Origin of the sequence: Occultella gossypii (assembly GCF_019947135.1) — a bacterium.
Classification (GTDB): domain Bacteria; phylum Actinomycetota; class Actinomycetes; order Actinomycetales; family Beutenbergiaceae; genus Occultella; species Occultella gossypii.
The window spans coordinates 129,104-154,363 of the sequence record NZ_JAGSHT010000017.1 but is presented as its reverse complement, the minus strand read 5'-3'; the positions used below and the strand labels follow the sequence as shown (position 1 = coordinate 154,363).

The 25,260-nt window shown below is 69.8% G+C and carries 23 protein-coding genes; 13 read left to right on the top strand and 10 right to left on the bottom strand.

Features of this window, described 5'->3' with window-relative positions; all coding sequences use genetic code 11:
• Positions 1–38: 38 nt before the first annotated feature.
• A complete protein-coding gene (locus KCQ71_RS18370; protein ID WP_223408592.1) occupies positions 39–1,043 on the bottom strand; it encodes a LacI family DNA-binding transcriptional regulator in 1,005 nt (334 codons plus the stop codon).
• A gap of 300 nt (positions 1,044–1,343) precedes the next feature.
• On the opposite strand from KCQ71_RS18370, the gene KCQ71_RS18365 reads away from it, so the two are divergent.
• The 8 genes from KCQ71_RS18365 to KCQ71_RS18330 all read left to right on the top strand — a co-directional run bounded on the left by KCQ71_RS18365 (position 1,344) and on the right by KCQ71_RS18330 (position 9,441).
• The gene (locus tag KCQ71_RS18365) at positions 1,344–2,657 is read left to right on the top strand and encodes an ABC transporter substrate-binding protein (protein WP_223408590.1); all 1,314 of its coding nucleotides are present in this window, start codon (positions 1,344–1,346) and stop codon (positions 2,655–2,657) included.
• A 41-nt stretch (positions 2,658–2,698) separates the two neighbouring features.
• Entirely contained in the window at positions 2,699–3,634 is a 936-nt protein-coding gene (locus KCQ71_RS18360; protein ID WP_223408779.1) for a carbohydrate ABC transporter permease, read from the top strand.
• Positions 3,635–3,675: 41 nt separating this feature from the next.
• Positions 3,676–4,554, top strand: coding sequence for a carbohydrate ABC transporter permease (locus KCQ71_RS18355; protein WP_223408589.1), 879 nt, complete (start codon positions 3,676–3,678; stop codon positions 4,552–4,554).
• Position 4,555: 1 nt separating this feature from the next.
• On the top strand, positions 4,556–5,182 hold the full coding sequence (locus KCQ71_RS18350; RefSeq protein WP_223408587.1) for a YesL family protein: 627 nt from the start codon (positions 4,556–4,558) through the stop codon (positions 5,180–5,182).
• Positions 5,179–6,594 (top strand): Gfo/Idh/MocA family protein, encoded by a 1,416-nt coding sequence (locus KCQ71_RS18345; protein WP_223408586.1) that lies wholly within the window; start codon positions 5,179–5,181, stop codon positions 6,592–6,594. The genes KCQ71_RS18350 and KCQ71_RS18345 overlap by 4 nt, the downstream gene beginning before the upstream one ends.
• Positions 6,594–6,950 (top strand): L-rhamnose mutarotase, encoded by a 357-nt coding sequence (locus KCQ71_RS18340; protein ID WP_223408584.1) that lies wholly within the window; start codon positions 6,594–6,596, stop codon positions 6,948–6,950. Before KCQ71_RS18345 ends, KCQ71_RS18340 begins: the two co-directional genes overlap by 1 nt.
• A 210-nt stretch (positions 6,951–7,160) precedes the next feature.
• Entirely contained in the window at positions 7,161–8,192 is a 1,032-nt protein-coding gene (locus KCQ71_RS18335; RefSeq protein ID WP_223408582.1) for a type IV toxin-antitoxin system AbiEi family antitoxin domain-containing protein, read from the top strand.
• Positions 8,193–8,430: 238 nt separating this feature from the next.
• Positions 8,431–9,441, top strand: coding sequence for an NAD(P)-dependent alcohol dehydrogenase (locus KCQ71_RS18330; RefSeq protein WP_223408580.1), 1,011 nt, complete (start codon positions 8,431–8,433; stop codon positions 9,439–9,441).
• Here the strand turns inward: KCQ71_RS18330 and KCQ71_RS18325 are convergent.
• The gene (locus tag KCQ71_RS18325) at positions 9,414–10,325 is read right to left on the bottom strand and encodes an SRPBCC family protein (RefSeq protein WP_223408578.1); all 912 of its coding nucleotides are present in this window, start codon (positions 10,323–10,325) and stop codon (positions 9,414–9,416) included. The genes KCQ71_RS18330 and KCQ71_RS18325 overlap by 28 nt on opposite strands.
• Positions 10,326–10,350: 25 nt before the next feature.
• On the bottom strand, positions 10,351–10,680 hold the full coding sequence (locus KCQ71_RS18320; RefSeq protein WP_223408569.1) for an ArsR/SmtB family transcription factor: 330 nt from the start codon (positions 10,678–10,680) through the stop codon (positions 10,351–10,353).
• Between the two features lie 75 nt (positions 10,681–10,755).
• Between KCQ71_RS18320 and KCQ71_RS18315 the strand changes: the two genes are divergently transcribed.
• The 4 genes from KCQ71_RS18315 (at position 10,756) to KCQ71_RS18300 (ending at position 15,852) form a co-directional block, all read left to right on the top strand.
• Positions 10,756–11,190 carry a hypothetical protein gene (locus tag KCQ71_RS18315; protein ID WP_223408559.1) on the top strand — a complete coding sequence of 145 codons (435 nt, stop codon included), beginning with the start codon at positions 10,756–10,758 and terminating at the stop codon, positions 11,188–11,190.
• A 434-nt stretch (positions 11,191–11,624) separates the two neighbouring features.
• Positions 11,625–12,389 (top strand): 3-ketoacyl-ACP reductase, encoded by a 765-nt coding sequence (locus tag KCQ71_RS18310; RefSeq protein WP_223408557.1) that lies wholly within the window; start codon positions 11,625–11,627, stop codon positions 12,387–12,389.
• A 59-nt stretch (positions 12,390–12,448) separates the two neighbouring features.
• Positions 12,449–14,563 (top strand): FAD-dependent oxidoreductase, encoded by a 2,115-nt coding sequence (locus KCQ71_RS18305; RefSeq protein ID WP_223408555.1) that lies wholly within the window; start codon positions 12,449–12,451, stop codon positions 14,561–14,563.
• A 110-nt stretch (positions 14,564–14,673) separates the two neighbouring features.
• The gene (locus tag KCQ71_RS18300) at positions 14,674–15,852 is read left to right on the top strand and encodes a flavin-containing monooxygenase (protein ID WP_223408553.1); all 1,179 of its coding nucleotides are present in this window, start codon (positions 14,674–14,676) and stop codon (positions 15,850–15,852) included.
• On the opposite strand, the gene KCQ71_RS18295 is transcribed toward KCQ71_RS18300, so the two are convergent.
• The 3 genes from KCQ71_RS18295 to KCQ71_RS18285 form a co-directional block, all read right to left on the bottom strand.
• Positions 15,807–17,276, bottom strand: a complete 1,470-nt coding sequence (locus KCQ71_RS18295) for a PQQ-binding-like beta-propeller repeat protein (RefSeq protein ID WP_223408551.1) — start codon at positions 17,274–17,276, stop codon at positions 15,807–15,809. The two genes, KCQ71_RS18300 and KCQ71_RS18295, sit on opposite strands and share 46 nt — an antisense overlap.
• A 3-nt stretch (positions 17,277–17,279) precedes the next feature.
• The gene (locus tag KCQ71_RS18290) at positions 17,280–17,738 is read right to left on the bottom strand and encodes a hypothetical protein (RefSeq protein ID WP_223408549.1); all 459 of its coding nucleotides are present in this window, start codon (positions 17,736–17,738) and stop codon (positions 17,280–17,282) included.
• Positions 17,739–17,997: 259 nt separating this feature from the next.
• On the bottom strand, positions 17,998–19,341 hold the full coding sequence (locus KCQ71_RS18285; protein WP_223408547.1) for an outer membrane protein assembly factor BamB family protein: 1,344 nt from the start codon (positions 19,339–19,341) through the stop codon (positions 17,998–18,000).
• 204 nt (positions 19,342–19,545) lie between these two features.
• Here KCQ71_RS18285 and KCQ71_RS18280 point away from each other — a divergent pair, with 204 nt between their 5' ends.
• The gene (locus KCQ71_RS18280; protein WP_223408545.1) at positions 19,546–20,628 is read left to right on the top strand and encodes a fatty acid desaturase family protein; all 1,083 of its coding nucleotides are present in this window, start codon (positions 19,546–19,548) and stop codon (positions 20,626–20,628) included.
• A 103-nt stretch (positions 20,629–20,731) separates the two neighbouring features.
• On the opposite strand, the gene KCQ71_RS18275 is transcribed toward KCQ71_RS18280, so the two are convergent.
• From KCQ71_RS18275 to KCQ71_RS18260, 4 genes are all read right to left on the bottom strand, one after another.
• Entirely contained in the window at positions 20,732–22,021 is a 1,290-nt protein-coding gene (locus tag KCQ71_RS18275) for an alpha-L-fucosidase (RefSeq protein ID WP_223408543.1), read from the bottom strand.
• Positions 22,022–22,104: 83 nt separating this feature from the next.
• The gene (locus KCQ71_RS18270; protein ID WP_223408541.1) at positions 22,105–22,968 is read right to left on the bottom strand and encodes a carbohydrate ABC transporter permease; all 864 of its coding nucleotides are present in this window, start codon (positions 22,966–22,968) and stop codon (positions 22,105–22,107) included.
• The gene (locus KCQ71_RS18265) at positions 22,965–23,921 is read right to left on the bottom strand and encodes a carbohydrate ABC transporter permease (protein ID WP_223408539.1); all 957 of its coding nucleotides are present in this window, start codon (positions 23,919–23,921) and stop codon (positions 22,965–22,967) included. The genes KCQ71_RS18270 and KCQ71_RS18265 overlap by 4 nt, the downstream gene beginning before the upstream one ends.
• Positions 23,921–25,246 carry an ABC transporter substrate-binding protein gene (locus KCQ71_RS18260; protein ID WP_223408537.1) on the bottom strand — a complete coding sequence of 442 codons (1,326 nt, stop codon included), beginning with the start codon at positions 25,244–25,246 and terminating at the stop codon, positions 23,921–23,923. The genes KCQ71_RS18265 and KCQ71_RS18260 overlap by 1 nt, the downstream gene beginning before the upstream one ends.
• Positions 25,247–25,260: the final 14 nt, after the last annotated feature.

Sequence of the window (25,260 nt, the reverse complement as noted above, 5' to 3'; positions counted from 1 at the left end):
GCGGAGGCACCCTTGGACCAACTCTTCAGGCTCACCCGTCAGGAAGGGGCAGGCCCGGTGGATTCCCGCCAGACGACGGTGCCGATCGGCTCGTTGTCGACTGGGTCCGGCTCGCCGTTGAGGGCGGCGAGCAGCCGGGTGATGGCGCGGCGGCCGACCCGCTCGTGATCCATGATCACCGTGGTGATGGTCGGCGGCAGGACGGCTCCGAGCTTGTTGTTGTCCCAGCCGGTGATGCTCACGTCCTCGGGCACTCGCCAGCCGCGGGCGAACGCGCCCCGCAGGGCCCCGGCCGCGACCACGTCGTTGCCGGTGATCACGGCTGTGGCCGCGTGTGCGGGCAGGTCGAGCATGGCCTTCTCCGCGCGTTCGGCGCGCCAGTCGCAGTCGATCACGCCATGGGAGTGCAGGCCCAGGCGCTCGATGGTGGCGAGGTACATGTCCCGACGGCGCCGGGCCGACGTGTGGGCGTAGTCGCCTGCGAGGTGGACGAACCGGCGGTGACCCAGGTCGGCGAGGTGCTCGATGAGCTCCGCGACCGGTGCGGCATCCGCCAGTTCCCCGATGCTGCGCATCTGGTCGTCGTACTCCGGGGAGATCACGATCGGCGTCCGATCCTGCGGGCGCCGGGACTCGGGCAGCGGCATGAGTGACGCGATGCCCTCGAACAGGCCGGACTCGGCGAGGTCGTCCACCCGCCCCGCCCGCTGTGCGACCGGGCCGCCGAGGGTGACGACGTCGAGGATGAAGCCGGCGTCGTGGGCGGCGGTGGTGGCGCCCGCGAGGATCTCAAGGGAACTGACGGTGGTACCCGTCGGGAGGATGAAGGCCAGGCGGCCGGTCTTGTGCCCTCGCATCGCCCGAGCGACCAGGTTCGGGCGGTAGTCGAGCTGCTCGATCGCCGTGCGGATCCGCGCCTGCGACTGCTCGCTGATCCGGGGATCGTCGTGGAGGAACCGCGAGACGGTCTGGTGGGATACGCCGGCGAGCCGGGCCACCTCACGGATGGTTGGCCTGCGCGTTCCGGATGCGCTCTGGCTCATTTCCGCCCTCCTGGGTGCCCTTGATGTCCGGCCGCCGCGCGTTCGGCTGCCGGGCTCTCGCGAACGCTAGTGATCGGTCACACAGCGAGTCAACCGGAGTAAACCGAGGCCGATCCGTTGGGAACGCTCACATGACGCCCTGAGGTATGCCGAGATCAAGCGTCCCAGCGAATCGGACCGGTTGACCCAACCCGGTGATGTCAATATTGTAACGATTCACGGGTCGGGTTGACCCTTGTGTGACCGTGCACATACGGTCGGTCCACCGAATTCCGCACTCAGAGCAGAGAGGCTCCCCCCATGACCCGCAGAACAATCAAGTTCGCTGCCGTCGGCGCGGCTCTGGCACTCGGACTCACCGCCTGTGGTGGCGGCGGCGACGAGGGCAATGACGGCGCCACCGGTGACGGTGGCACACTCGATCCCGAAGAGGAGATCACGCTCACCGTCACCTGGTGGGGCAACGACGACCGAGCCGACCGGTACAACCAGGCGATCGAGTTGTTCAACGAGGAGTACCCGAACATCACGATCAACCCGAACTTCTCGGCGTGGCCGGACTACTGGACCGCGCGGGCGACCGAGGCCGCCGGCTCGGCGCTTCCGGACGTGATGCAGATGGACCTGGCATACATCAGCCAGTTCGGTTCGCGCGGCCAGCTGCTCGACCTCGACCCGTACATCGGCGGCGAGCTGGACGTATCTGGTATGCCGGAGTCGCTGCTCGCGTCCGGCCAACTCGAGAGCGGCACGGTCGGAATCCCACAGAGCACGAACACGCTCGCGCTGTTCTACAACCCGGCCACCGTCGAGCAGCTCGGCATCGACGCGCCGACGGCCGACCTGACCTGGGACGACTACGACGCCTTCATCGCCGAGGCGGCCGCCGCGGGCGCGGGCCTGGACCCCGTCCTGTACGGATCCGGCGACTACACCGGTGTGTTCTGGATGTTCATCCAGCACCTGGTGCAGGAGGGCAACGAGGTGTTCACCGCTGACGGCGAGATCGCCTTCACCGAGGACGACGTCCGTGACTGGCTGAACCGGACCACGGACCTGCGTGCCGACGGGTCTCTGTTCCCGACCGATCGTACGGTGCAGCTCGCCCCGCTCGGCGGCTTCACCGTCAACGAGGTCGCCTCGGAGTTCAGCTGGGACAACTTTCTGGCCGGGTATCTGGCCGACTCCGGCGCCGAGAGCATCGAGATGCTGCCGATGCCGCTCGGATCCAGTGGTGAACGCGGCATGTTCCAGAAGCCGTCCATGCTGCTCTCGGCGGGATCGAACACCGAGCACCCCGAGGCCGCGGCAGCGTTCATCGACTTCATCACGAACGACCCGGCCGTCGGCGCCATCTTCGGTACCTCGCGTGGGGTGCCGGCAACGGAGTCCGCTCGTTCCGAGCTCTCCGCCGAGGGCACCGATGCACAGGTGATCGCATACGAGGAGTCCGTGGCCGGTGACATCACGGAGTCGGTCCCGACCCTGCCCGAGGGCTTCGGCTCGATCGAAGCCACCTGGCTGCGTCTGGCCGAGGAACTCGGCTATGGCCAGATCACGGTCGACGAGTTCGTCGAGCGGTGGTTCGCCGAGGCCGAGTCCGCCCTGGCCTGACGCATCACCACACTGAGGAGCCTTCTGTGACCCCGGAGACCATCACTCCGGCCAAGGTCGCCGCACCGCGCCCGTCGCACCAGAAGCGACGGGCGCGGGCTGCGGAGACCCGCGCCGGCTACGGATTCCTGACGCCCTGGCTGATCGGGTTCTTCCTGCTCACTGTCGGTCCGATGGCGGCGTCGCTGTACCTGTCGTTCACGGACTATGACCTGTTCGGGGCCCCTGAGTTCATCGGCCTGGAGAACTACCGGAACCTGTTCGACGACCCGCGGTTCCGGCAGTCCGTCGTCGTCACCGTCACGTACGTGGTGATCGGCACGCCGATAAAGCTCGCGGCGTCCCTCGCCGTCGCGATGCTCCTCAACGCCAAGCGCAAGGGCCTCGGCTTCTACCGCTCCGCCTTCTACGCCCCGTCGCTGATCGCGGCGAGCGTGTCCGTCGCCATCGTCTGGAAGGCGATGTTCATCGACGACGGGATCGTCGACCAGGTCCTGTCGCTGTTCGGCATCCACCTCGGCGGCTGGGTCGGCAACCCGGACATGACGATGCCGATGTTCGTGCTCCTGGCCGTCTGGGCGTTCGGCGCACCGATGGTCATCTTCCTGGCCGGCCTGAAGCAGGTCCCACAGGAGCTCTACGAGGCGGCCGAGGTGGACGGCGCCGGCAAGGTACGCAAGTTCCTGAGCATCACCCTGCCGATGCTCTCCCCGGTGATCTTCTTCAACCTGCTCATGGAGACGATCGGCGCGTTCCAGATCTTCGGATCCGCGTTCATCATCTCCGGCGGCACCGGCGGCCCGGCCGGGTCCACGCTGTTCTACACGCTGTACCTCTACATCCGCGGTTTCACCGATTTCAAGATGGGCTACGCCTCGGCGATGGCCTGGCTGCTGGTGGTCGTCGTCGGCATCATCACGGTCATCTTCTTCAGGACCTCGAGGTCCTGGGTCCACTACGCGGGGGAGTCCAAGTGACACTCGAAGGAACCCAACCGCCGGCTCCGATGCAGACCGTCATGAGCCACGCCGAGAGCGCGGAGCTGCGCAAGACGAACAGGCGCCGCAGCAGGGTCGGCTCCACGGTCTATCACGCGCTCATGATCGCGCTCGCGTGCATCGTGCTGTACCCGGCCCTGTGGATGCTGATGTCCTCGCTCAAGCCCTCGAGCGACATCGTCGGCAATGTGTCCCTCATCCCCGAGAACGGGTCGCTGCAGAACTACATCACCGCCTTGGACGGGATCGGCGGCGTCTCGACGTTCACGTTCTTCCAGAACTCGCTGATCGTCGCCGTCCTGAGCGTGGTCGGCGTCGTGCTGTCCGCGTCGGTGTCGGCCTACGCGTTCTCCCGGGTGAAGTTCCCGGGCCGCAGTCTCTTCTTCTCGATGATGGTGGCGACGCTGCTACTGCCGTTCCACGTCGTGATCATCCCCCAGTACATCGTGTTCAACAATCTCGACATGGTGAACACGTTCTGGCCGCTGCTGCTGCCCAAGTTCCTGGCCACCGACGCATTCTTCGTGTTCCTGATGGTGCAGTTCATGCGTGGTCTGCCGATGGAGCTGGACGAGGCCGCCCGGATCGACGGGGCCGGGCACATCCGGATCTTCGGCTCGATCGTGCTGCCGCTGATGAAGCCGTCGATCATCACCGCGTCGATCTTCACGTTCATCTGGACCTGGAACGACTTCCTCGGCCCGCTGCTCTACCTGAAGCAGCCGGACCTGTACACGCTGCCCATCGCGCTGCGGCTGTTCGTGGACCAGACCACGGTCTCCGACTACGGCGCCCAGATGGCAATGGCCGTGCTCGCGCTGCTGCCCGTGATGATCTTCTTCTTCATCTTCCAGCGCTACCTCGTCGAGGGCGTCTCGACGTCCGGTCTGAAGGGCTGAGTTGGCCAGGGGTAGCGACACCCCGAAGGGACCGTCGGTCGGCGGGCCCACCGGGGTGCGCCCATCCACCTTCACGCTGTTCGCGGAGGTGCTCTTCACCGGGCTCGTGGTCACCTTGCTGTGCCTGCCGCTGGTCACGATCCTGCCGGCCATGGCCGCCGGGGCGGCGCACCTGCGCCGGCACATCGAGGGGCGGGCGGACCCACTGCGCGCCGTCTTCTCCGACTTCGCCGGATACCTGCGCGGATCCTGGCTGCTCGGCATCGGTGCCATCGCGCTCGTCGTACTGCTGATCATCGACATCGACATCGCGACGTTCACCGAACTTCCCGGCGGCGAGGTGTTCCGGGTGCTCAGCATCACGGTCCTGGCGGCCGGAGCAGTGACCGCACTGCGGACGGCGGGCGGGCGGGCGCTGTGGCCGGAAGTAGGCTGGCGCGACGCCGTCGGGAACGCCGCTCGTCGGGCCGTCGCCGACCCGGTGGGATCGCTCCTGCTGCTCGTCGCGGTCGGCCTGAGCGGGGTCCTCGTCTGGATGCTCGCGATCTTCGTACTCATCGTGCCGGGACTGCTGGTCCTGGCGCTCGTTTCCGTCGAACACCGCCACTACCGCAGGAGCGTCGAATGACCAACCGCCGTTACGCCGTCGCCGGCACCGGACACCGCGCCGGCATGTACGTGAACGCACTCACCGGGGCGCACGCCGACGCCGGCGAGATCGTCGCGTGGTGCGAGCCCAACCCGGGCCGCGCGCAGTTCCACGCCGCGACCGTCGCCGGAGACCTCGGCGGCGACGTGGACATCCCCCGCTACGACCCGGCGGACCTGGAGGCGATGATCGCCGAACGCGAGGTCGACGTCGTGGTCGTCACCGCGCCGGACCACGCCCATGCGGACCTGGTCACCCGGGCGCTGCGGGCCGGCGCGGACGTGGTCGTCGAGAAGCCGCTCACGATCAGCGCCGAGGGGTGCCGGGCGATCACCGGCGCCGTCGAGGAGACCGGCCGGTCCCTCATCATGACGTTCAACTACCGGTACGCGCCGCGGAACTCGAGCCTTCGCGAGGTGATCGCCTCCGGTGAGATCGGCGACGTCACCTCCGTCCACTTCGAGTGGGCGCTCGACACCGTGCACGGCGCCGACTACTTCCGCCGCTGGCACCGGGACAAGGCCAACTCCGGCGGCCTGCTCATCCACAAGTCCTCCCACCACTTCGACCTGGTCAACTGGTGGCTCCAGGACGCGCCGCGGCGGGTGTACGCCTCGGGCGGTCTGAAGTTCTACGGGCCCGACGGCGCAGGCGCGGCCCAGGCGGGTCCGCGCCCCGCTCGTGGTCGTGACGCCGAGCCCGGCGACAACTGGTCGATCGACCTGGCGGCGGACCCGCGGCTGAAGGCGCTCTACCTCGACTCCGAGCAGCACGACGGGTACGTGCGGGACCAGGACGTGTTCGCCCCCGGCGTCACCATCGAGGACAACCTTGCCGTGATCGTCGACTACCGGGGCGGCGCCACGCTCACCTACTCGCTCAACGCCCACTCCCCGTTGGAGGGCTACCGGGTCACCGTCAACGGCACCAAGGGCCGCGCGGAGCTGCAGGTGGTGGAGCGCGGCGCGGTGCTGGTCGACGCCGACGGCCGGTCCATCGTGGATCCGAGTGCCAAGCCCGAAGTGGGTGCCGGCGACGACCTGCGGCCACGCGGGGACCACCTGATCGTGCAGAAGCACTGGCAGGAGGCGTACGAGTACCAGATCCCGGAGGGGATCGGCGGGCACGGTGGCGGCGACGCGATCCTGCTCCGCGACGTGTTCGACGGCTCCGGCGACGACCCGCTCGGCCGGCGCGCCGGCTACCTCGACGGCGTCCGCGCGGTCAGCGTGGGCATCGCCGGGAACATCTCGCTCGCCTCGGGCGGCCCGGTCCTGATCGACGAACTGGACCTCGGCGTCGACGTGGGCCGGGGACTGGGTGCTGACGCCGGACGGGCAGCTGTTCTGGACGCCGGTGCCGCGGAGGCGGTCGGCGGGGGAGTGGCCTGATGCCACGCGTCTGCTTCATCTCCCGGGTCCGACCGGACCGGCTCGACGCCTACCGGGAGGCCCACGCGCAGGTGTGGCCGGAGATGCTCGAGGCCCTGCGGGACACGGGCTGGCGGGACTACTCGCTGTACCTGTCCGACGACGGCCTGCTCGTCGGACACCTGGAGACCGACGACTACGCCGCCGCCCAGGAGGCGATGACCCGCACCGCCATCAACCCTCGCTGGCAGGCCGCGATGAGCCAGTTCTTCGTGGATCCGGGCAACCCGGACGAGGGTTTCCAGATCCTCGACGAGGTCTTCCACCTCGAGGACCAGCTCCGCGCGAACGGCCTCCCCACCCGCCCCACGCCCTGACCCAGCGCCACGACCCACGCGCCCTGACCCGGCGCCTTCGAGTTAGTCGGTTCGCCCTCGAGCTAGCCCTCGCGGACCCACTAGGTCGAAGGTTCCGGGACTAGCTGGACGCGGGACCGCCGCGAGGGCCTCTCAGGCTGGGCGCATCGCCCGGTTTCGCGCTATCCACAGGGGGCTCCGCGTGCAGCGGCCGCGCGTCACCATGGGTGCATGCCTGCTGACATCCCCGCCCCACCGGAACTGCCGGTCGTGTACCGGGCGAGCGAGTTCACGCCGGCGCGGCTCGTACAGCTGAGGTCGACCGGTGACCTGCGGCGGGTGCGGCGCGGCGTATATGTGCAGATAGCCGCGTCGGATCCGCCGTGGCGGCGTCGGGAGACGATGATGCTGGCGCGCTGCGTGGCGATCGCCCGCACGGCCTCTGCGTCATACGCGTTCAGCCATGTAAGCGCTGCGCTCATCCACGGCTGCCCGATCTGGACACCCGAGCATGCCGCACATCTGACGCAGACCGTGACGCCCAGCGTGCGACCCGGTATGGACGTGCGCCGACACGTGTCCCGGGTCCCTGCGGACGAAGTGACCCGGATCCGGGGCCTGCCGGTCACCACGCTCGAACGCACCGTTCTGGACTGCATCCGGAACCTGCATCCGCGGGACGGACTGGTGATCGTCGACGCGGCGATGCGAATCCTGATCCGGCCCGACCGCCGCCACCGCGAGGCGTACGCCGAGAAGATCGAGGAACTACGCAACCGGCTTCTTGCCAAGCTGGAGCGTCCGGACATGGCGAGAGGGCGCCGTCGGGCTCGCGCGGTGCTCCGTGCCGCGGATCCGTACGCTGAGTCGGCCGCCGAGTCGGTGCTGCGATGGATCGCGGTCTCCCGTGGCCTCCCGCACCCGTCGACCCAGTATCGGATCGAAACGCACGAGGGCCTGTTCTACAGCGACATGGCCTGGGTGTTCCGCCGCGCGTATGGCGATGGGTCTCCCGGGCCTTCCCTGGTGCTGCACGCCGAGTTCGACGGCCAGGGCAAGTACGGAGAGGACGCTCCTCGAGCCATTGCGGCGGTCCGGGCCGAGAAGGTACGCGAGGATGCGATTCGCGAGGTCAGCGGCCCGATGGTGCGATTCATGCGGCAGGCACTCGATGATCCGGGGGCGGTCTTCGCCCGCCTCACCAAGCACGTCACTCGGAAGTACCTGCTGACCCTGCGGGTCAACGCCGACTTGCACGGCTGAGACGACGGAGCAGCCCCCGATACGTCGGCAACGGCAAACCCCGAGGCTTCATGGCCGACCGACCGTCACCGAAGTCCCGAGACAGCAAGCGTCACCGAAGTCCTGAGCCATCACATCCCACTAGTTCGAGGACCTGGGGACGAGGTCGACGACAGGGCCGTCAGGGCTTTCGGTCCTCCCGTGCGGTCGGCAGTGGAGTAGCCGGACAGGGGCGTGGCCGCAGGGTAGGTTCGCCTCCATGAGGGCCGCGGTCAGCACGCGCTACGGGGCACCGGACGTGGTCTCCGTCCAGGACGTCCCGGCCCCGGTTCCGGGACCCGGCGAGCTGCTCGTGCGGGTCGATGTGACGACGGTCAACCGCACCGACTGCGCCTACCGGGCCGCCACGCCTTTCTTCGTCAGGTCCTTCACCGGCCTGCGTCGGCCACGCCGCACCGTCCTGGGCGCCGAGTTCGCCGGTGAGGTCGTCCAGGTCGGCCGGCAGGTGCACCGGTTCGCGGTGGGCGACCGGGTCTTCGGGTACTGCGAGGGCCCGTTCGGCGCACATGCCGAGTACCTCGTGGTGGCTCAGGACGCCATGGTGGCGACCGTCCCGGACGGCGTCGGGCAACGCGAGGCGGCCGCCGCGACCGAGGGCTGCCACTACGCGTTGTCGGCGATCCGCCGGGCTGGGGTCCGCCCGGGGGACCGGGTGCTGGTCAACGGCGCGACCGGGGGCATCGGCTCGGCGGCGGTGCAGTTGCTCGCGGCGATGGAAGTCACGGTGACGGCGGTGTGCGCCGGCGAGCACGCCGACCTGGTGCGCGGACTGGGAGCGGCCGAGGTGGTGGACTACCTGACCGAGGACTTCACCCGGACCACGCACCGCTACGACGTGGTGATCGACGCCGTCGGCAAGAGCACCTTCGGCCGCTGCCGCCGAATCCTCGAGCCGGACGGGGTCTACCTGTCCTCCGAGCTCGGACCCGGCTGGCAGAACATCCCGTTGGCACTGGTCGGGACGCTGCGGCGCGGCCGGCAGCGGGTGGTGTTCCCGTTCCCCGACGAGGGGCAGTCGGTAGTCGAGGGGATCCGTGACCACCTAGCCGCCGGGACGTTCCGGCCCGTGATCGACCGCAGTTACCCGCTCGAGGACATCCTGTCGGCCTACCGTTACGTCGAGACCGGGCAGAAGGTCGGCAACGTGCTCGTCTCGGTCGGATCCGCGGGCCCGAACGAACCTCAGCCGCCGAGCACCAGCGCCAGCTGACCCAGGGTGAACTCCCAGCCCTGACGGTAGGAGGCCGCGGGACCGTCGTCGACCCACGGCCCACTGTGCCGGACCTGCACGACGCAGCCTCCGCCGTCGGGCACTATCCGAACGTCGACGGCCTCGTCGGGGACAGAACCGTCCCCGTCCTCCCAGACCCACGTGAATGCCAGGTGCCCGGGTTCATCGAGCGCGAGATAGGCGCCCCGGAGCGTGATGCCCGCACCTGGTGCCTCGATGCGGTAGCCGCCGCCGACCCGCGCGTCGACGTCGAACCGCACGTCGTCCCAGTGGCGCCACCACCAGGAGCGCAGGCCGTCGGCCGTCGTGAACGCGGCCCAGACCCGGTCCGGCGGTGCCTCCACCCGCTGCTCGAGCTCGAGCGGAGTCCGCGTGATCGTGCGCCAGTGCGCGGCGGCGTCCGCCTCCACCACGTCCGCGGCGCCGTCCGGCGGTGCGCCGAGGCTGCGCGCGAGTGCGTGCAGGCACTGCTCCCACCCGCCGCCGTACCCGACGGCGTGGGCCGGCTCGGCGAGGGAGTGCTGCAGAGTCAGTTCGGTCGTCGACGCGTCGAGCGCGCTGATGCGCGCGGAGATGACGCTCTCGGCCTCGCCCTGCCACGACCACGAGACGGCGATCTCCTGGGCAGAGCAGGACAGCACGCGGCCGGCGGCGACGTCGCCGGTCTCGTCGCTGAGCACCGCCGTGAACGCGTCGCCCGTGCGGCTCGGCGAGCCGGCGACGTCGCCGAACCAGCGGGCGAGGCGCTCGGGGTTCGTGCAGGCGTCGTGGACCTGTGCGGGCGTGGCGCGGTACGTGCGCCGGAACGTCAGCGTGGGCCGCTCGGCCGTGCCGGTGAGTGCTCGCCGGATCGTGTCATCCATCGGGGATCCTCTCGGGGGTGGGGAGTCAGGGCTTCTCGGCACGGGCGCCGCGGACGAGTTCGGTCTCGAGCGCATCCAGTCGCTGTGGCCAGAGCCGGGCGTACCGGTCGATCCAGGCGGTCACCTCGTCGAGTGCGCCGGGGACCAGCCGGTAGATCCGGCGGGAGCCCGCGGGCAGGGACTCGATGACCTCGGCCTCGCGCAGCACGCGCAACTGGTTGGAGACCGCCGGCTGGCCCACGCCGAACTCGGCCCGGATGACCTCGCCGACCCTGCCGGCGGGCCGTTCGCCCTCCGCGAGCACCTCGACGATCCGCCGGCGAACCGGATCGGCGAGCAGAGCGAAGGAATTCATGGACCAGTGATATCACGTCACGATGATATGCGCCAGGGGTCGATATCCCCGGGCTCGACTCGGCAGGATTGATCCATGGACGATCCGCACGTCATGGGAGCGGGCTTCGCCCCCACGCCGTTCACCGCCGACGAGATCCGCACGGGATGTCCCGACGGCCACACGTTGCACGTGCGCACCGTGGCCGGGGACACGGTCAGCGAGGTCGTGACCCGGTTCGAGGCCGGTGACGCGGACGGCGTGACCATCTCGGAGGAAGCCGACGGTGGGGCGAGTTACCGGCGGGTGGGTTGGGCCGATCTGCAGCGGCACGCGTCCTTCCCTGTCGACCGCACCACGATCGAGCCGGAGCGCATCACGACTCCGCTCGGCGAACTCGACTGCCTGCGCTATTCGGTCCAGCGCGAGGATCTCATGACGTTCTGGTTCGCGACCGCGCACCCGGGCATGCCCGTCCGGTATGCCGGTGGTGGCTCCGTCACCGAGGTGGTCAGCATCGAGCGTGTCTGAGCCGAGGGTGTCGCGGACGTCGACTGCCATGGTCGCGGTCGGTTCAGCGGGTACAGATGCTCACCACCGAGGCGGGGGCGGCCGTGATCGACACTTTCCGACCGGCCTCTCGGCGCACATGTCCTGGATCGTCAGTGACACCGAGGCGGTCGCGAGGGTGCAACCGTTCTGAACCTGAGCCGATTCGGATGGTGTCCGGCTCCCTGTGGTGCGATTCCGACGTACCGGGTACGTCGAAACCACACCGCTCCCGCAGCGGACGCCGGGGCTGGCTTCGCCCCAGGGCCGTGCCGTACGGAAAGCGCTTGCCAATCGCGTCAGGATCGGTGATCATGGATTGTCCCGCTCGGCACGGCGCCGCGCCGGAGACGCCCGGGCCCGGACGCTCGGTCCGCGTCCGAAACCCAGGTCTGCAACCCACGAAGGAGCCCAGCGTGCCCAAGGTCGCACTCGTCACCGGCGGGAACCGTGGCATCGGCCTCGGCATCACCAAGGAACTGCTCGGCGAGGGGTACGCGGTCGCGATCCTGGCCACCCGCGAGGAGCCCACCGAGCTGATCGCCGAACTGAGCGAGCTCGGCGAGGTCAGCTACGTGCGGGGCAGCGTCGCGGAGATCGCCGATCACCGCCGCTACGCCGACGCCGCGCTCGAGAGGTGGGGCCGCATCGATCTGCTCGTGAACAACGCCGGTGTCGCGCCGGCCGAGCGCAACGACCTCCTCGTGGCCACGCCGGAGAGCTTCGACCGGGTCCTCGACATCAACCTGCGCGGCCCGTACTTCCTCACCCAGCTGGTCGCCAACGCGATGATCGCCCGCCGCGCACAGGACCCCGACGGCGTCGTCGGCACCATCATCAACGTCTCCTCGATCTCGGCGCAGGCCGTCTCGGTCAACCGCGGCGAGTACTGCGTCTCCAAGGCCGGCGTCGGCATGGCCACCCAGCTCTGGGCCGTCCGCCTGGCGCCCGAGGGCATCGTCGTCTACGAGGTCCGCCCAGGCGTCATCGCGACCGACATGACGGCGGGGGTCAAGGAGAAGTACGACGCCCAGTTCGCGGGCGGGCTCGCCCCGATGCCGAGGTGGGGCACCCCGCAGGACGTCGCGGGCGCCGTCGTCCAGCTCTCGGCCGGACGGATGCCGTACTCCACCGGCGACGTGATCAACGTCGGCGGTGGCATGCAGATCCCCCGGCTCTGAGCACCACCCGCTCCGGACGGTTCCAGCCGGCCGCCCCCACGTTCGAGAAGGAAAACACGATGACCGAGACCGCAGTCCCCGGCTCCCAGACCCTCACCATCGCCGGGATCGAGGTGCCCGTGGTCACCGCGAACACCGTCGTGGTCGGCACCGGCTCGGCCGGCTTCTGCGCCGCCGACCGGCTCTGGGAGTTCGGCCAGGACGACGTGGTGATGGTCACCGACAAGGTCGGCGCCGGGTCCAGCCGCAACGCCGGCTCGGACAAGCAGACCTATTACAAGCTGACCCTCTCCGGGGACGACGGCGACTCCGTCCACGAGATGGCGAAGACGCTGTTCTCCGGCGGCGCCATGGACGGCGACAACGCGCTCGCCGAGGCCGCCCTCTCGGCCCGCGGGTTCCTCCGCCTGTGCGACCTCGGCGTGCCGTTCCCGCAGAACAGGTACGGGGAGTTCATCGGCTACAAGACCGACCATGACCCGCGCCGCCGGGCCACCTCGGTGGGGCCGTACACCTCGCGGTCCATGGTCGAACAACTCGAGAAGAAGGTGCACCGCAACGGCACCCGCATCTACGACGAGTGCCGCGTCGTCGATCTGATCGTCATCGACGGTGCGATCGCCGGCCTGCTCGTGCTCCGCCAGGACGTCCCGGCGGACTCCGAGGAGTCCCAGTACCTGCTGTTCCGCACGACGAACATCGTCTACGCCACCGGCGGCCCCGCCGGGATCTACGCCACCCGGGTGTTCCCGAACGGCCAGTGGGGCGCGTCCGGCGCCGCCTACCGCGGGGGCGTGCACGGCAAGAACCTCACCGAATGGCAGTTCGGGCTGGCCTCGACCAAACCGCGGTGGAACGTCTCCGGCACCTACATGCAGGTGATCCCGCGGTTCGTCTCCACCGACGCCGAGGGCAACGACGAGCGCGAGTTCCTCACCGAGGCCATTCCCGACTACGGCCGGCTCATGACCCTGGTGTTCCTCAAGGGCTACCAGTGGCCGTTCGACATCCGCAAGGCCCGCGACGGCTCCTCCCTGATCGACCTGCTGGTCTACCGCGAGACCGTGCTGCGCGGCCGCCGGGTGTTCCTGGACTTCCGGTCCAACCCGGTCCGCCCCGACTTCGACCCGAGTGCGCTCGCCCCCGAGGCGTATGAGTACCTGGACAAGGCGGGCGTGCTGTTCGGCACCCCGATCGAGCGTCTGCGCCGGATGAACGAGCCTGCCTACCAGTTCTACCTGGACCGCAACCCGTACGTGGACCTCGAGACGCAGCTGCTCGAGGTGGACGTGTGCGCCCAGCACAACAACGGTGGCCTGGTCGTGGACGCCTGGTGGCAGTCCAACGTGGCGGGCTTCTTCCCGGTCGGCGAGGCCGGCGGCGCGCATGGCGTCTACCGCCCGGGTGGTGCTGCCCTGAACAGCGGCCAGGTGGGCGCCACCCGCGCCGCCCAGTTCATTGCGGCCCGGCGCACGGAGGACCCGGTCGCGGCCGACGAGTTCAGCGCCGCGGCGACGCCCGTCCTCGCCGATGCCCTCGCCCTGGTCGGGCGCGCCAGCGCGCGCGCGGCCGCCGGTACTCCGGACAACACGGGCGACCTCCTGCGCCAGGTTCAGGAGCTCATGAGTGCGAAGGCTGGTCCGGTCCGCTCGGCTGCGTCCATCGACGAGGCGCTCGTCCAGGTGCACGCGTGGCTCAGCGAATACGACGAGCTGGTCAGCGCGGACGCGTCCTCGCGCCGTTCGGTGAACCGCACGTTCCTGGTCCGGGACATCCTCACGACGGCGTACGTGTACCTGTCCGCGATGGCGGACTACGTGGGCCACGGCGGCCGTTCGCGCGGCTCCGTCCTGTACACCGACCCCGACGGCGGCCTGCCGCTGGTCGGTCACGGCGAGTCGGCCGAGCAGGAGCTGGACCTCCCGGACATCTTCCGGTTCACGCTCGACGGCGGCGCCTTGGACCCCGAGGTCCAGGAGTCCGCGTGGGCTCGCCCGGGCGAGCCCGGCGACGGCGCAGGGCTGGCCGGGTGGGTCGGTCCGGTCTCGCGAGAGGTCGCCGACCCGGCCGGTCGGCCGCTGTTCCGGTGGCGGCCGGTGCGGCCGATCCCCGCCGGCGACGACTTCTTCGAGAACGTCTGGCGCCAGTTCCGGGAGGATGGCAACATCCACTGATCGCGCGCCGGCACCGCAGCAGCCGAGCGCGCACGATCTCGCTCACATCTCGAGCCTCGAGCGACCTCGAATACGGCGCGGCTCGGCGGGAATCGGCCTAGGCTCCGCTCGTGAGCTCCGAGGACGTCGTCGTCATCGGCGCGGGACCTGCCGGCCTCGCTGCCGCTGCCGAGCTCCGCCGCCACGGCGTGCGTGCTCTGGTCATCGAGCGGTCCGACGCCGTGGGCGCCGCCTGGCGTGGCCGCTACGACAGCCTTCGCCTCCACACGCCCCGCGAGCTGTCCGGTCTACCCGGGCTGCCCATCCCGCGGGAGATGACTCGCTGGGTGGCCCGCGACGACCTCGTGACCTATCTCGAGCAGTATGCGGCCCACCACAGGCTGGACGTCCAGTTCGGCGCGGAGGTGACCCGGATCGTGCGGACACCGGCGGGAGCCTGGCAGGTGGCGCTCGCCGACGGCGGCACCCTCACCGTCGCGCATGTGGTCGTCGCCGCCGGCAACAGCAACACGACAGCGCCGCTCGACGTCCCCGGCGCGGACACGTACACCGGTGAGCTCGTGCCAGCCCCCGACTACCGGAACGGGGCCCGGTTCGCCGGCGGCCGCGTGCTTGTGGTCGGCTCGGGCAACACCGGCACCGATATCGCGGTCGACCTGGTCAGGCACCGGGCTGCGTCCGTCTGGCTCGCGGTCCGTACCCCGCCACACATCCTTCCTCGGAACCGTGGGCCGGTGGCCGCCCAGCACGCTGGAGTCCTCGTGCGGCACCTGCCGCTGCCGGTCGCTGATCGGCTCGGCTGGTTGGTCACCCGCCTCACGACACCCGGTCTGCGGTCCCACGGGCTGGCCCGCCCGCGCACCGGACTGCTGACGCGCGTGGTCCGCGACGGCAAGATCCCGGTCCTGGACCACGGCATCGTGGGAGCGATCCGGGCCGGCACGGTCCGGCCCGTCGCCGCGCTGGCCCGCCTTGATGGTTCGGACGCGGTGCTCGTCGATGGTTCTCGTTTCGCGGTGGACGCCGTCGTGGCCGCCACCGGGTACCGGCGGGGACTTGAGCCGCTCGTCGGCGCGCTCGGCGTCCTCGACGGGAGGGGGCGTCCTCCGGTCGACGGCGGGCGCGCCGTACCGGGAGCGCCGGGGCTGTGGTTCATCGGTTACACCGACCCGATCTCGGGGATGCTCCGCGAGATCCGCATCGAGTCCCGCCGTCTCGCCAACGCGATCGCCACCGGCGCCCGTCAGCGGACGTCCCACGCGGTCAGGGTGGTTCCACCCACGGTGTAGAGGCGATCCCCGTCGGGTACCACCGTGTTCCACCAGTCGCGGATCGGGATCTCCCAGAGTTGTTCTCCGGTGCGTACATCGAGTCCGATGAAGGTGCCGTCGTCCCCGGTGCCGGACTGGGCGCCCGCCCAGCCCGCGATGACGTTCCGGTCGCCGATGCAGGGGCAGCCGAAGCCGGCCAGGCGCGGGGACGACCACTCCTCGGAGCCGGTCTCCTCACTCACCGCCCGGACCGACTGGGCCCCGTCGGTGGTGAATACCGTGCCTCCGAGGCGCGCCACCGCCCATTCGCCGGTACGAACCCAGAGCACCTCGCCGGTCTCGACGGACCTGGCGACGGTTTCGATCGGGGGTCCTTCGCTGCGTTCGGGGTCGGTATCCTCCAGGGCGATCAGGACGTCGGGGTCCGGGTCGTCATCGAGGCTCAGATACTCCTGGTTGGCGGGCAGGACGGTGTGCACACCATCGCCGGAGTACACGTCGAGGCCGTCCGCTCGATAGACACGCCAGCCCGCGGTGATCCACCCAGGCACGGCCCTCTCGGGCTCTGCGACCACGGCACCGGTCGCCGCATCGAGCACCAGCCCCTGCGGCTCGACGGCACCGCTGTCGGTGTCGACCACGCGCCCGACCGAGATCAGCACGTCTGAGCCGTAGACGGCGATGCTGGGTAGCCAGTCGGGTACGCCCGGTTCGACCGCGACCGCCCAGAGCGCGGGCCAGTCGGCCGCCGGGGGAGCGTCGGCTCCCGCGGGGCTGGTGTCGGAGGTGGGGCCGCCGGATGTCGGGACCGGGGCGCCGGCGTCCATGAGGGCGACGGCGGCGTCGGAGAGCCGGCCGATCTCGTATCCGGAGCCGGTGGTGCGGATCACCACGAGGTCGTCGTCGATGGCGGCTGCGTGCTCGACACCGGGCGCGACGGCCACACCGACGTTCCCCGACATCGGATCGATCAGGATGATCCGAGCACTGGCCGCACGTCCGGAGACGCACACCAGGCGCGTGCCGTCGTCGGTGCAGCGGGGCGTCTGGGCCGGGACGCTCCAGCGGGCGGCGCCGGAGCCGCGCTCGAAGGCGATGATCTCCTCGTCGGTGGTGAGCACGATGCGTGAGGGCAACAGCATCAGTTGAGTGGCGAATGTTTCGGGGAGTTCCTGTTCCCAGGCGACGCGCGGTGGCTCGGACAGGTCCGTGACCAGGCCCCACCCCGGTGGCGAGGGCGCCGGTGGTGCGATCAGTACCCCGGCCACGACGAGGGCGAGGGCCCCCGCCCCCCACGGCACGGGTCCGCGCCAGCGGCTCGACCCGCGACTCACGCTCGGTCGACCGGAACGCCGCGGGCGGACCAGCCCCGCCGCGCCGTCGGGCTCGTCGTCCCCGGCGAACGTCAGCGTGAACTCGTCCCCCGACTGCCCCCGTGCCATCGGTCAGTCGCCGGGGTGTAGGCCCGGCCAGGGCGCGAGGAGCCACTTGCCGTTGTCGGTGTTGATGAAGATGTCCCCGTCCCGCTCGCTGACGCAGCTCACCGGGCCGTCGCCCGGATCCGCGCAGGTCACCACGCCGGACCAGTCGACGTCGTCGAGCGCATCGACCAACGGCGGGTACCGCACGGTGGCCAGCGGGACGGCCGCGGTCACCCAGATCTGCAGTGACGGCACGGGCGCCGTGAAGGCCGCCACGGAGGCGCGCGGCAGCACCGTCGGGGCCACGAGGGCGCCCACGGCGATCAGGGCCAGGGACGCCACGATCCAGGCGGCCGGCCCGCCCGGAGCCCTGTTTGAGCGACCGCCCGGGGCAGCCACCGGGGCTGCGCCGCGCAGACCGTTCGGTGCGCCGTCGTCGGCCCCGCCCACGGTGAACTCCTCAGCGGGGTCCGTCCTCGGCATGGCGTCATTGTGCCGCATCGCGCTTGCGCTCACGGGCCACAGTTGCTAGCGGGCCAAGAGGACCCACTTCCCGCTGACCACCTCGACGTACGCGACGTGCACCTCGTTCTCACCGATGCAGCGCCAATCCCTGGGCCGCGACCAGCCTGCCGAGTCGCTGATTCTCCGATGTCTCGAGCGGTACGAACCGGTCATCCAGGGCGGCGCCAGTTGCGAGCCGCCCGGGTCCCGCGCCGTCATGGCGCCATTGTGCCGGACCTCACTCGGACTCGAACCGCCACAGCGTCAGCGAGGTGTTGGTCAGCAGGACCAGATGGTCCCCAGCCGGCGCGACGTCCAGCGGGTAGTCCCCGACCGTCGGCACCCGCCAGCGCAGGGCACCGGTCGCCGTGTCGAGGCCGGCAAGTGAGGTTCTGCCGCTGGCGTCGGCGATACCGACCAGCACGGTGTCACCGGCCCCCACGCAGGCGCACCAGGCCAGCCGCCCACGGCTCGCCGTCGTCGTCCAGATCTGTTCCCCGGTCTGCTCGACCAGGCCGAACAGCGCGCTGTCGGTGTAGACGAGCACCCGTCCGTCCAGCCGGGCGAACGGGTACGGGTAGGCCTGCGGGAGCGACCAGAGCGGCTCACCGGTGGTCCTGGTCAGGGCGTCGAGCGTGCCGCCACGCACCTGGAACACGACGTCGGAGTCCGGGTCGTCGTCCACGGGCATCGTCACCCCGAAGGGTGCGATCGGGACCGGCTCGACGCTGGTCTCGGCGCCGGTGACGACCTGCCGGCCGCCGGAGTTCCCGGACTCCAGGGCGACGATCACGCCGGGCAACTCGTACACGAAGCCCCGGTCGAGACGGACCTCGCCGGTCTCGGCGTCGAGCACGAACCCCGCGAACACCGAGACGAAGACCTCCCCGTCGACCACCCGGAGCACCGGGGCGTAGGGCTCGCCCCGCAGTCCCGGACCGATGAGGGTGCTCCACACGGGCTCGGCAAGGGGGTCCGAGCCCTGCATGCGCACCACGCGCTGACCGTCCGCATCCTGTCGCAGCGCGATGAGGTCACCGTCGGTCTGTGTGACCAGGAGGGCGCCGGGCATCGGGGTGCGGGTGACCGTGCCGTCGGCCACGTCGATCCGGATGATCGCCGCGTCGGCGCCTCGGCCCGCCCGGCAGAGCAAGGGCTCGAACTCCCAGGCGCAGGTCATCCCGGGCTCGGAGACGGTCCAGACCGCGCTGCCCTCGGCGTCGTCGTAGCCGGTGACCGTCGACCACGTACCCACCACCACCCGGTCCTCGAAGACCGCGACCCGTGGGGTGTCCAGCCACGAGGTCAGGTTCGGCATCGGCACGCTCCAGACCTCGTCCGGGGCCTGGGTCAGATTCGCTTCGGCGACCACGCCCCACGCGGGCTGCGGGGGCGGAACGGTGAGCACACCGGCCACGATCAGGGAGACGGCCGCCGCCACCCACGCGGGGGCCGAGGAGGTCGCCACCCCGCTGGGCCGGAAGTGCGGTCCGGGTGGGCCGGCGTCCACGGGGAAGTCAGCCTCGGCCGGGACATTCTCGGCTGCGAGGGTGAACTCGTCGTAGTCGCCTGCGGCGCCCATACTCGATTGTCGTCCCGTGCACGGGGGTCCGCCCGGTGGTTGACCGACGGGAGTGGGTTCGTCGCGCCGAAGGTGAGGTCCTGGACATAATCTGCCGCTCCGGGCAGGGCATGCGACACTTGAAGAAGTGTCCGGCGCGATCAAGCGGTCACGCCCAGGACGCCGAAGTGCGTCGCCACGCACGAATGAGCCCGAGGCGGCAGTATGAGCAGTATCGCGATCGAGCGTCCGGCGACGGGTACGGTCCGGGAACGGCACGTCAGCGACTTCAAGGAACTGACCCAGCGCGTGCAGGCCGCCGGCTTGTTGAAGCGCAGTTACGCCTATTACTGGTCGAAGATCATCGGCCTCACGTTCGGCGGGCTGGCGCTCGCCGCGGCGTTCGTCCTGATCGGCAACAGCTGGTGGCAGATGGCGCTCGCGGTCGGCCTCGCCCTGTTGATGACCCAGGTCGCCTTCCTCGGGCACGACGCCGCGCACCGGCAGATCTTCGTCTCCGGCAAGTGGAACGAGTGGATCTCGCTGATCCTGATCAACCTCTTCGTCGGCATGGGCCACGGCTGGTGGCAGCGCAAGCACACCAAGCACCACCAGGTCCCGAACAAGGTGGGCGCCGACCCGGACATCGGGGGCCGGGTGCTCGCGTTCACCCCTGATGGTTACGCCGCCCGCAAGAACCCGCTGACCCGCTGGCTCGCCACCCAGCAGGGTCGCTTCTTCTTCCCGCTGCTGCTGCTGGAGGGCGTGAACCTGCACGTGCAGGGCATCAAGGGGGTGCTCTCCAAGGGCAAGGTCAAGCGCCGCTGGGTCGAGCTGAGCTTCATCGCGTTCCGCCTCGGCAGCTACTTCGCGCTCGTCTTCGTCATCCTGCCGCCCGGCAAGGCGGCGGCGTTCATCGGCATCCAGCTCGCCGTGTTCGGCCTGTACATGGGCTCCTCGTTCGCGCCGAACCACATCGGGATGCCCCTGGTGCCACCGACCGCGAAGATCGACTTCCTGCGTCGCCAGGTGCTGATGAGCCGCAACATCTCCGGCGGCCGAGCCGTCGACACGTTCATGGGCGGCCTGAACTTCCAGGTGGAGCACCACCTGTTCCCCTCGATGTCCCGCCCGAACCTGCGCAAGGTCGCGCCGATGGTGAAGGCCCACTGCGAGGCCCTCGGGGTGCGCTACACCGAGACCACTCTGATGCAGTCCTACCGGGCCGTGACCGCCTACCTCAACAAGGTCGGCCGTGGCGGCCTGGACGTGTGGGCCTGTCCGTTGGCGGCGCAGTACCGAGTCTGAGCAGTACGGGCATTCCCCGACGGCGGTGGGCCGGCTTCGCAGGGTGGCGAGCCGACCGCTCGGCGTCCCGCCCGACGGCGGTGGCCGGCCGGGTGGACCAGCGTCAGACCGGTGGTGGCGTGGTGGGCGCGCGGTAGTCCGCCGGCAGGTACGGTACCCCGGCGCCGCCGGTGTCGTATCCGGTGACGGACGTGACGTGACCGGCTGCGGACGCGCCGTCGTCGGCCGCCACCCGGACCAGCAGTTCGTGCACGCGGACCGGTTCGAAGACGTGCACCCGGCGCACCCCGAGCGTGCCGGCGGCAACCAGCACCACGCCGTCGGGCGTGTGCACCTCGTGCCCGCGCACACGCTGACCGGCGGTGAGGTCCTCGCGCAGCACCAGGTGATCGATGGTCACCGGGTGCTCGAACCGGGCCCGCACCTCGTTCCCCGACGCGGTCAGGGTGGCCGGGATCGGGTCCGCGAACCGGCGGTCCCACTCGGCCCGCCAGGCCCGCACCCGGGCCACGTCCTGGTCGGGGATTCGCCCGCGGGCATCGGGCGGAAGGTTCAGCAGCAGGCCCGCGCCGAGGCCGATCGACCGGTAGGTGATAGCCAGCAGGTGATCGACCGACTTCGGTGACTCGGCGTCGTGGTGGAACCAGCCGGGGCGGATCGAGACGTCGCACTCCGGGGGCAGGTACAGCGCCTCGGCGAGATCCGCGGTGCCCTCGGTGTAGTTGTCCGCGTGGGTCGCCTCGACCACGTACTCCACCGGATCGGCGGCCAGGCCGTCCTCGTTGCCGATCCAGCGGATCGTCGGCCGGCCCATGTTGAAGACCATGGCACCGGGCTGGAGCTCGTCGATCAGGGCAGTGACCCGGTCCCAGTCGTAGCTGCGGCCCGCCGAGCCGGCGCCGTCGAACCAGAGCTCGAACAGCTCGCCGTAGTTCGTGCAGAGCTCGCGCAACTGGGTCAGGTACAGGTCGTCGTAGGCCTCGGCGTCGTCATAGCAGGGCGCGTTGCGGTCCCAGGGTGACAGGTACAGCCCGAGCGCCAGTCCGTGGCGCCGGCAGGCTGCGGCGACCTCGGCCACGACGTCCCCGTGCCCGCCGCGCCAGGGCGAGGAGGCCACGGAGTAGTCGGTCGTGGCGCTCGGCCACAGGCAGAACCCGTCGTGGTGCTTGGCCGTGAGGACGGCGTACCGCGCGCCCGCGTCGAGGGCGGTCCGGACCCACTGGTCGGCGTCGAGCTCACCCGGGTCGAACGTGGCCGGATCGAGCGTGCCGTCGCTCCACTCGCGGTCGTTGAAGGTGTTGATGCCGAAGTGCCAGAACACCCCGAGCCCGGCCTCCTGCCAGCGCAGTTGCGCCGGGGTGGGCACGGGCCTCGGGGTGCCGGTGTGGACCATGGCGCTATCCTCGCCGATCCGTGGGGCCGGACGCTCAGCGTCACCGCGGGCCTCCTGCCCTGCCCGCGGGGACGAGCGCGCGCCTACTTGATGCCGGTGTGGGCCAGTGCCGCCACGAAGTGACGCTGGAACAAGAGGAAGATGACGATCAATGGCAGCACGGCGGAGAACGAGGCCGCCATCGCGAGGCCGGCGGAGAGGCCACCGTCACCGTCGATGAACGTGGTCAGGCCGAGCGGGATCGTGTACAGGTTCTCGGTGGAGAGCATCACCAGCGGCGTCTCGTAGTCGTTCCACGAACCGACGAAGCTGATGATGCCGAGTGCCGCCAGCATGGGACGGGCGAGCGGCAGGTAGATCCGCCAGAACACCTGCCACTCGTTCGCGCCGTCGATGCGGGCCGCCTCGCCGAGCTCCGGCGGTGATGCCACGAAGAACTGACGCATCAGGAACGTGCCGTAGAGCGTGAACAGGCCAGGCAGGATCAGCGCCCACAGCGTGTTGTACAGGCCGAGCTGCTGGAAGAACATGAACCGCGGGACCAGTAGGAGCTGGCTCGGCACCACGGCGGTGGCCAGGTAGATGAAGAAGATGCGGTCCCGGCCGCGGAAGCGCAGCATCGCGAAGGCGTAGCCGGCCATCGAGGCGGTGAGCAGGTCACCGACCAGGCTGGTGCCGGAGACCAGCAGGGAGTTGCCGAAGAAGCGCAGCAGCGATCCGGAGCCGATCCAGACCTCCACGTAGTTCAGCCACTGGACTGGATCCGGGATCCAGTTCATCGGCACAACGAACACGTCGATGTTGCGTTTCAGCGACGACGAGAGCATCCAGACGAACGGCACCACGAACGCGACGGCGAGCAGCCACAGCAGGGCGCCCACGCCCCAGCGCATGGTGAGTTCACGGCGTCGACGCCGCGTCCGGATCGGAGCGATGGTGGCGCTCATGTGTACAGGCCCCGTCCTTTTTGGTAGCGCCAGAGCAGGGCTGAGACGACGATCACCCCGAGGAAGCTCATCACGCCGATCGCTGCGGCGTAGCCGAAGCGGTAGTACTGGAAGCCCTCCTGGTACATGTAGTAGGAGAGAGTGGTGGTGGACGTGCCGGGGCCGCCGGCGGTGAGGAAGTTGATCAGGCCGAAGCCCTGGGACTGGCTGATCACCAGGGTGACGCCGAGGAACGTGGTGGTCGGCATCAGCGAGGGCCAGGTGATGGTGCGGAACCTGCGCCACACGCCTGCGCCGTCGAGCATGGCCGCCTCGTACAGCTCCTGCGGCAGACTCTGGATGCCGGCCAGGTAGATCACTGCGCAGTACCCCACCCCGGACCAGATCGCGATCAGGATCAACGAGGGCAGGCTCCATGACTCCGAGACCAGCCAGCTCGGCGGCTCGGTGATCCCCAGGGTGCGCAGCGCGTTGTTCACGACTCCGTTCTGCGGGTTGAGCAGGAGCAACCAGATCATGCCGATGGCGATCGAGGTCACGATGTGCGGCAGGAAGAAGACCGCACGCAGCACCGCCCGACCGGGCACGTCCAGGTTCAGGGCGAGGCCCAGCAGCAGGCCACCCACCATGGTGCCCGGTACGGCCAGGCCCGCGTAGAACAGGGTGCGACCTGCCGAGGACCAGAACATCGGGTCCGTGAGCAGGCCACGGAAGTTGTCCAGGCCCACCAGGTTGATCCCGCTGAGGCCGGAGACCACGTTCCAGTCCGTGAACGCGATCCCGAGCCCGGCGATCAGCGGGACCAGGGTGAACACCAGGAACCCGGTCATGCTCGGCAGGATGAAGAGCCAGCCCACTCGACCCTGGCGCCGGGACAGCGAACCGCCACGCACCGGCGCGGGTGGCCCGACGAGCGATTCGACCGGCAGGGCCGTGGCCGGGGAGACCGGCATCAGCCCTGCGCGATCGCTGCGTCCGACTGCGCGGTGATCTCGGTGACCCATTGGTCCACCGTGAGGTCGCCGAGCAACGCGGACGTGGTCAGCGTTTCGGCGATGTCCTCCAGCTCACGCGCCGCAACGGTGATGGTGTCGATCGGCACCTTGACCTCGCGGCCGAAGAGCACGTCCTCGAACGACTGCACGTCGTAGAGCTCTTCCGCGTTCTCGCCGAGGAGTTCGCCGGCCAGGGCCGAGGTGTCCTCGGGGATGATCGAGGGCAGCCGGCCGCCCTTGAGCATGTGCTCGCCACCCTGCGTCACCCAGAACTTCAGGAACGTCCACGCGGCCTCCTGGTTCTCGGACGCGGAACTGATCGCGAGCTGATCCCCGTGCGCGCCGCCGTTCCAGTACTCCTCACCGCTCGTGGGGGCCGGCTGCGGCAGGCACCGGGTGATGAAGTCGTGGGGGAACTCGGCCCGGTCGCTGATATAGCGCAGCAGGAAGGCCTGGGCGGTGATCATCGAGACCCGTCCGCTGATGAACGCCTGGTGGGGGAAGTCGGTGAGCTTCTCGGCGAGGATCGTCTCCATCGGCAGCGCGCTGCCCTCCTCCTGCATGTCCACCCTGAGCTGCATGTCCTCACGCCAGATCGGATCCGTGTAGCTGGACGCGGTCCCGTCCTCGTTGTAGAGCGCGTTCGGTCCGAGCGTGGGGCGCGCGATGGTGGGCGCGCCGAAGGAGCCGTACACGCCGTCGGCGGAGAGCTGACGAGCCACGTCGCGGTACTCGGCCACGTCCCAGTCCGGTGAGATCTCGATGCCCGCCTGCTCGATCGCGTCCACGTTGACGAACACCATCTGGGGAGAGAGCGCGGCCGGGACGCAGTAGACCTTGCCGTCGTAGACGTAGTTCGCCATCGGATCGGCCTCGGGGCCGAACCGGGAGAGATCCTCGTCCGCGCTGACCAGTTCGGTCAGGTCGGCCATCAGACCCGATTCGGCGCGGGTGGTGATCCTGCCGACGCCGTAGGAGAAGAACAGATCGATGGGTACCCCGCCCTGTAGGGACGAGTCGAGCTTGACGTTGCCGGTGTCATCGTTGACGTATCGGGTGTAGATGACGGTGATGTGGGGGTACTCCTCCTGGAAGGCGGCGATCACGTCGTCCGGACCGGTCTCCGCGGGCACACCACCCCAGACCTGCAGCGTGACTGGGGCGTCGCCGGTGTCGTCCGTGCCGCCGTCGGCGCTGTTGCAGGCGGCCAGGGTGGCAGCGCCCGCGGTGCCTACCATCGCGGTCAGCAGCGTGCGGCGGTTCAGGGTGAAACTCGTGTTCATGGTGTCTCCTGGGG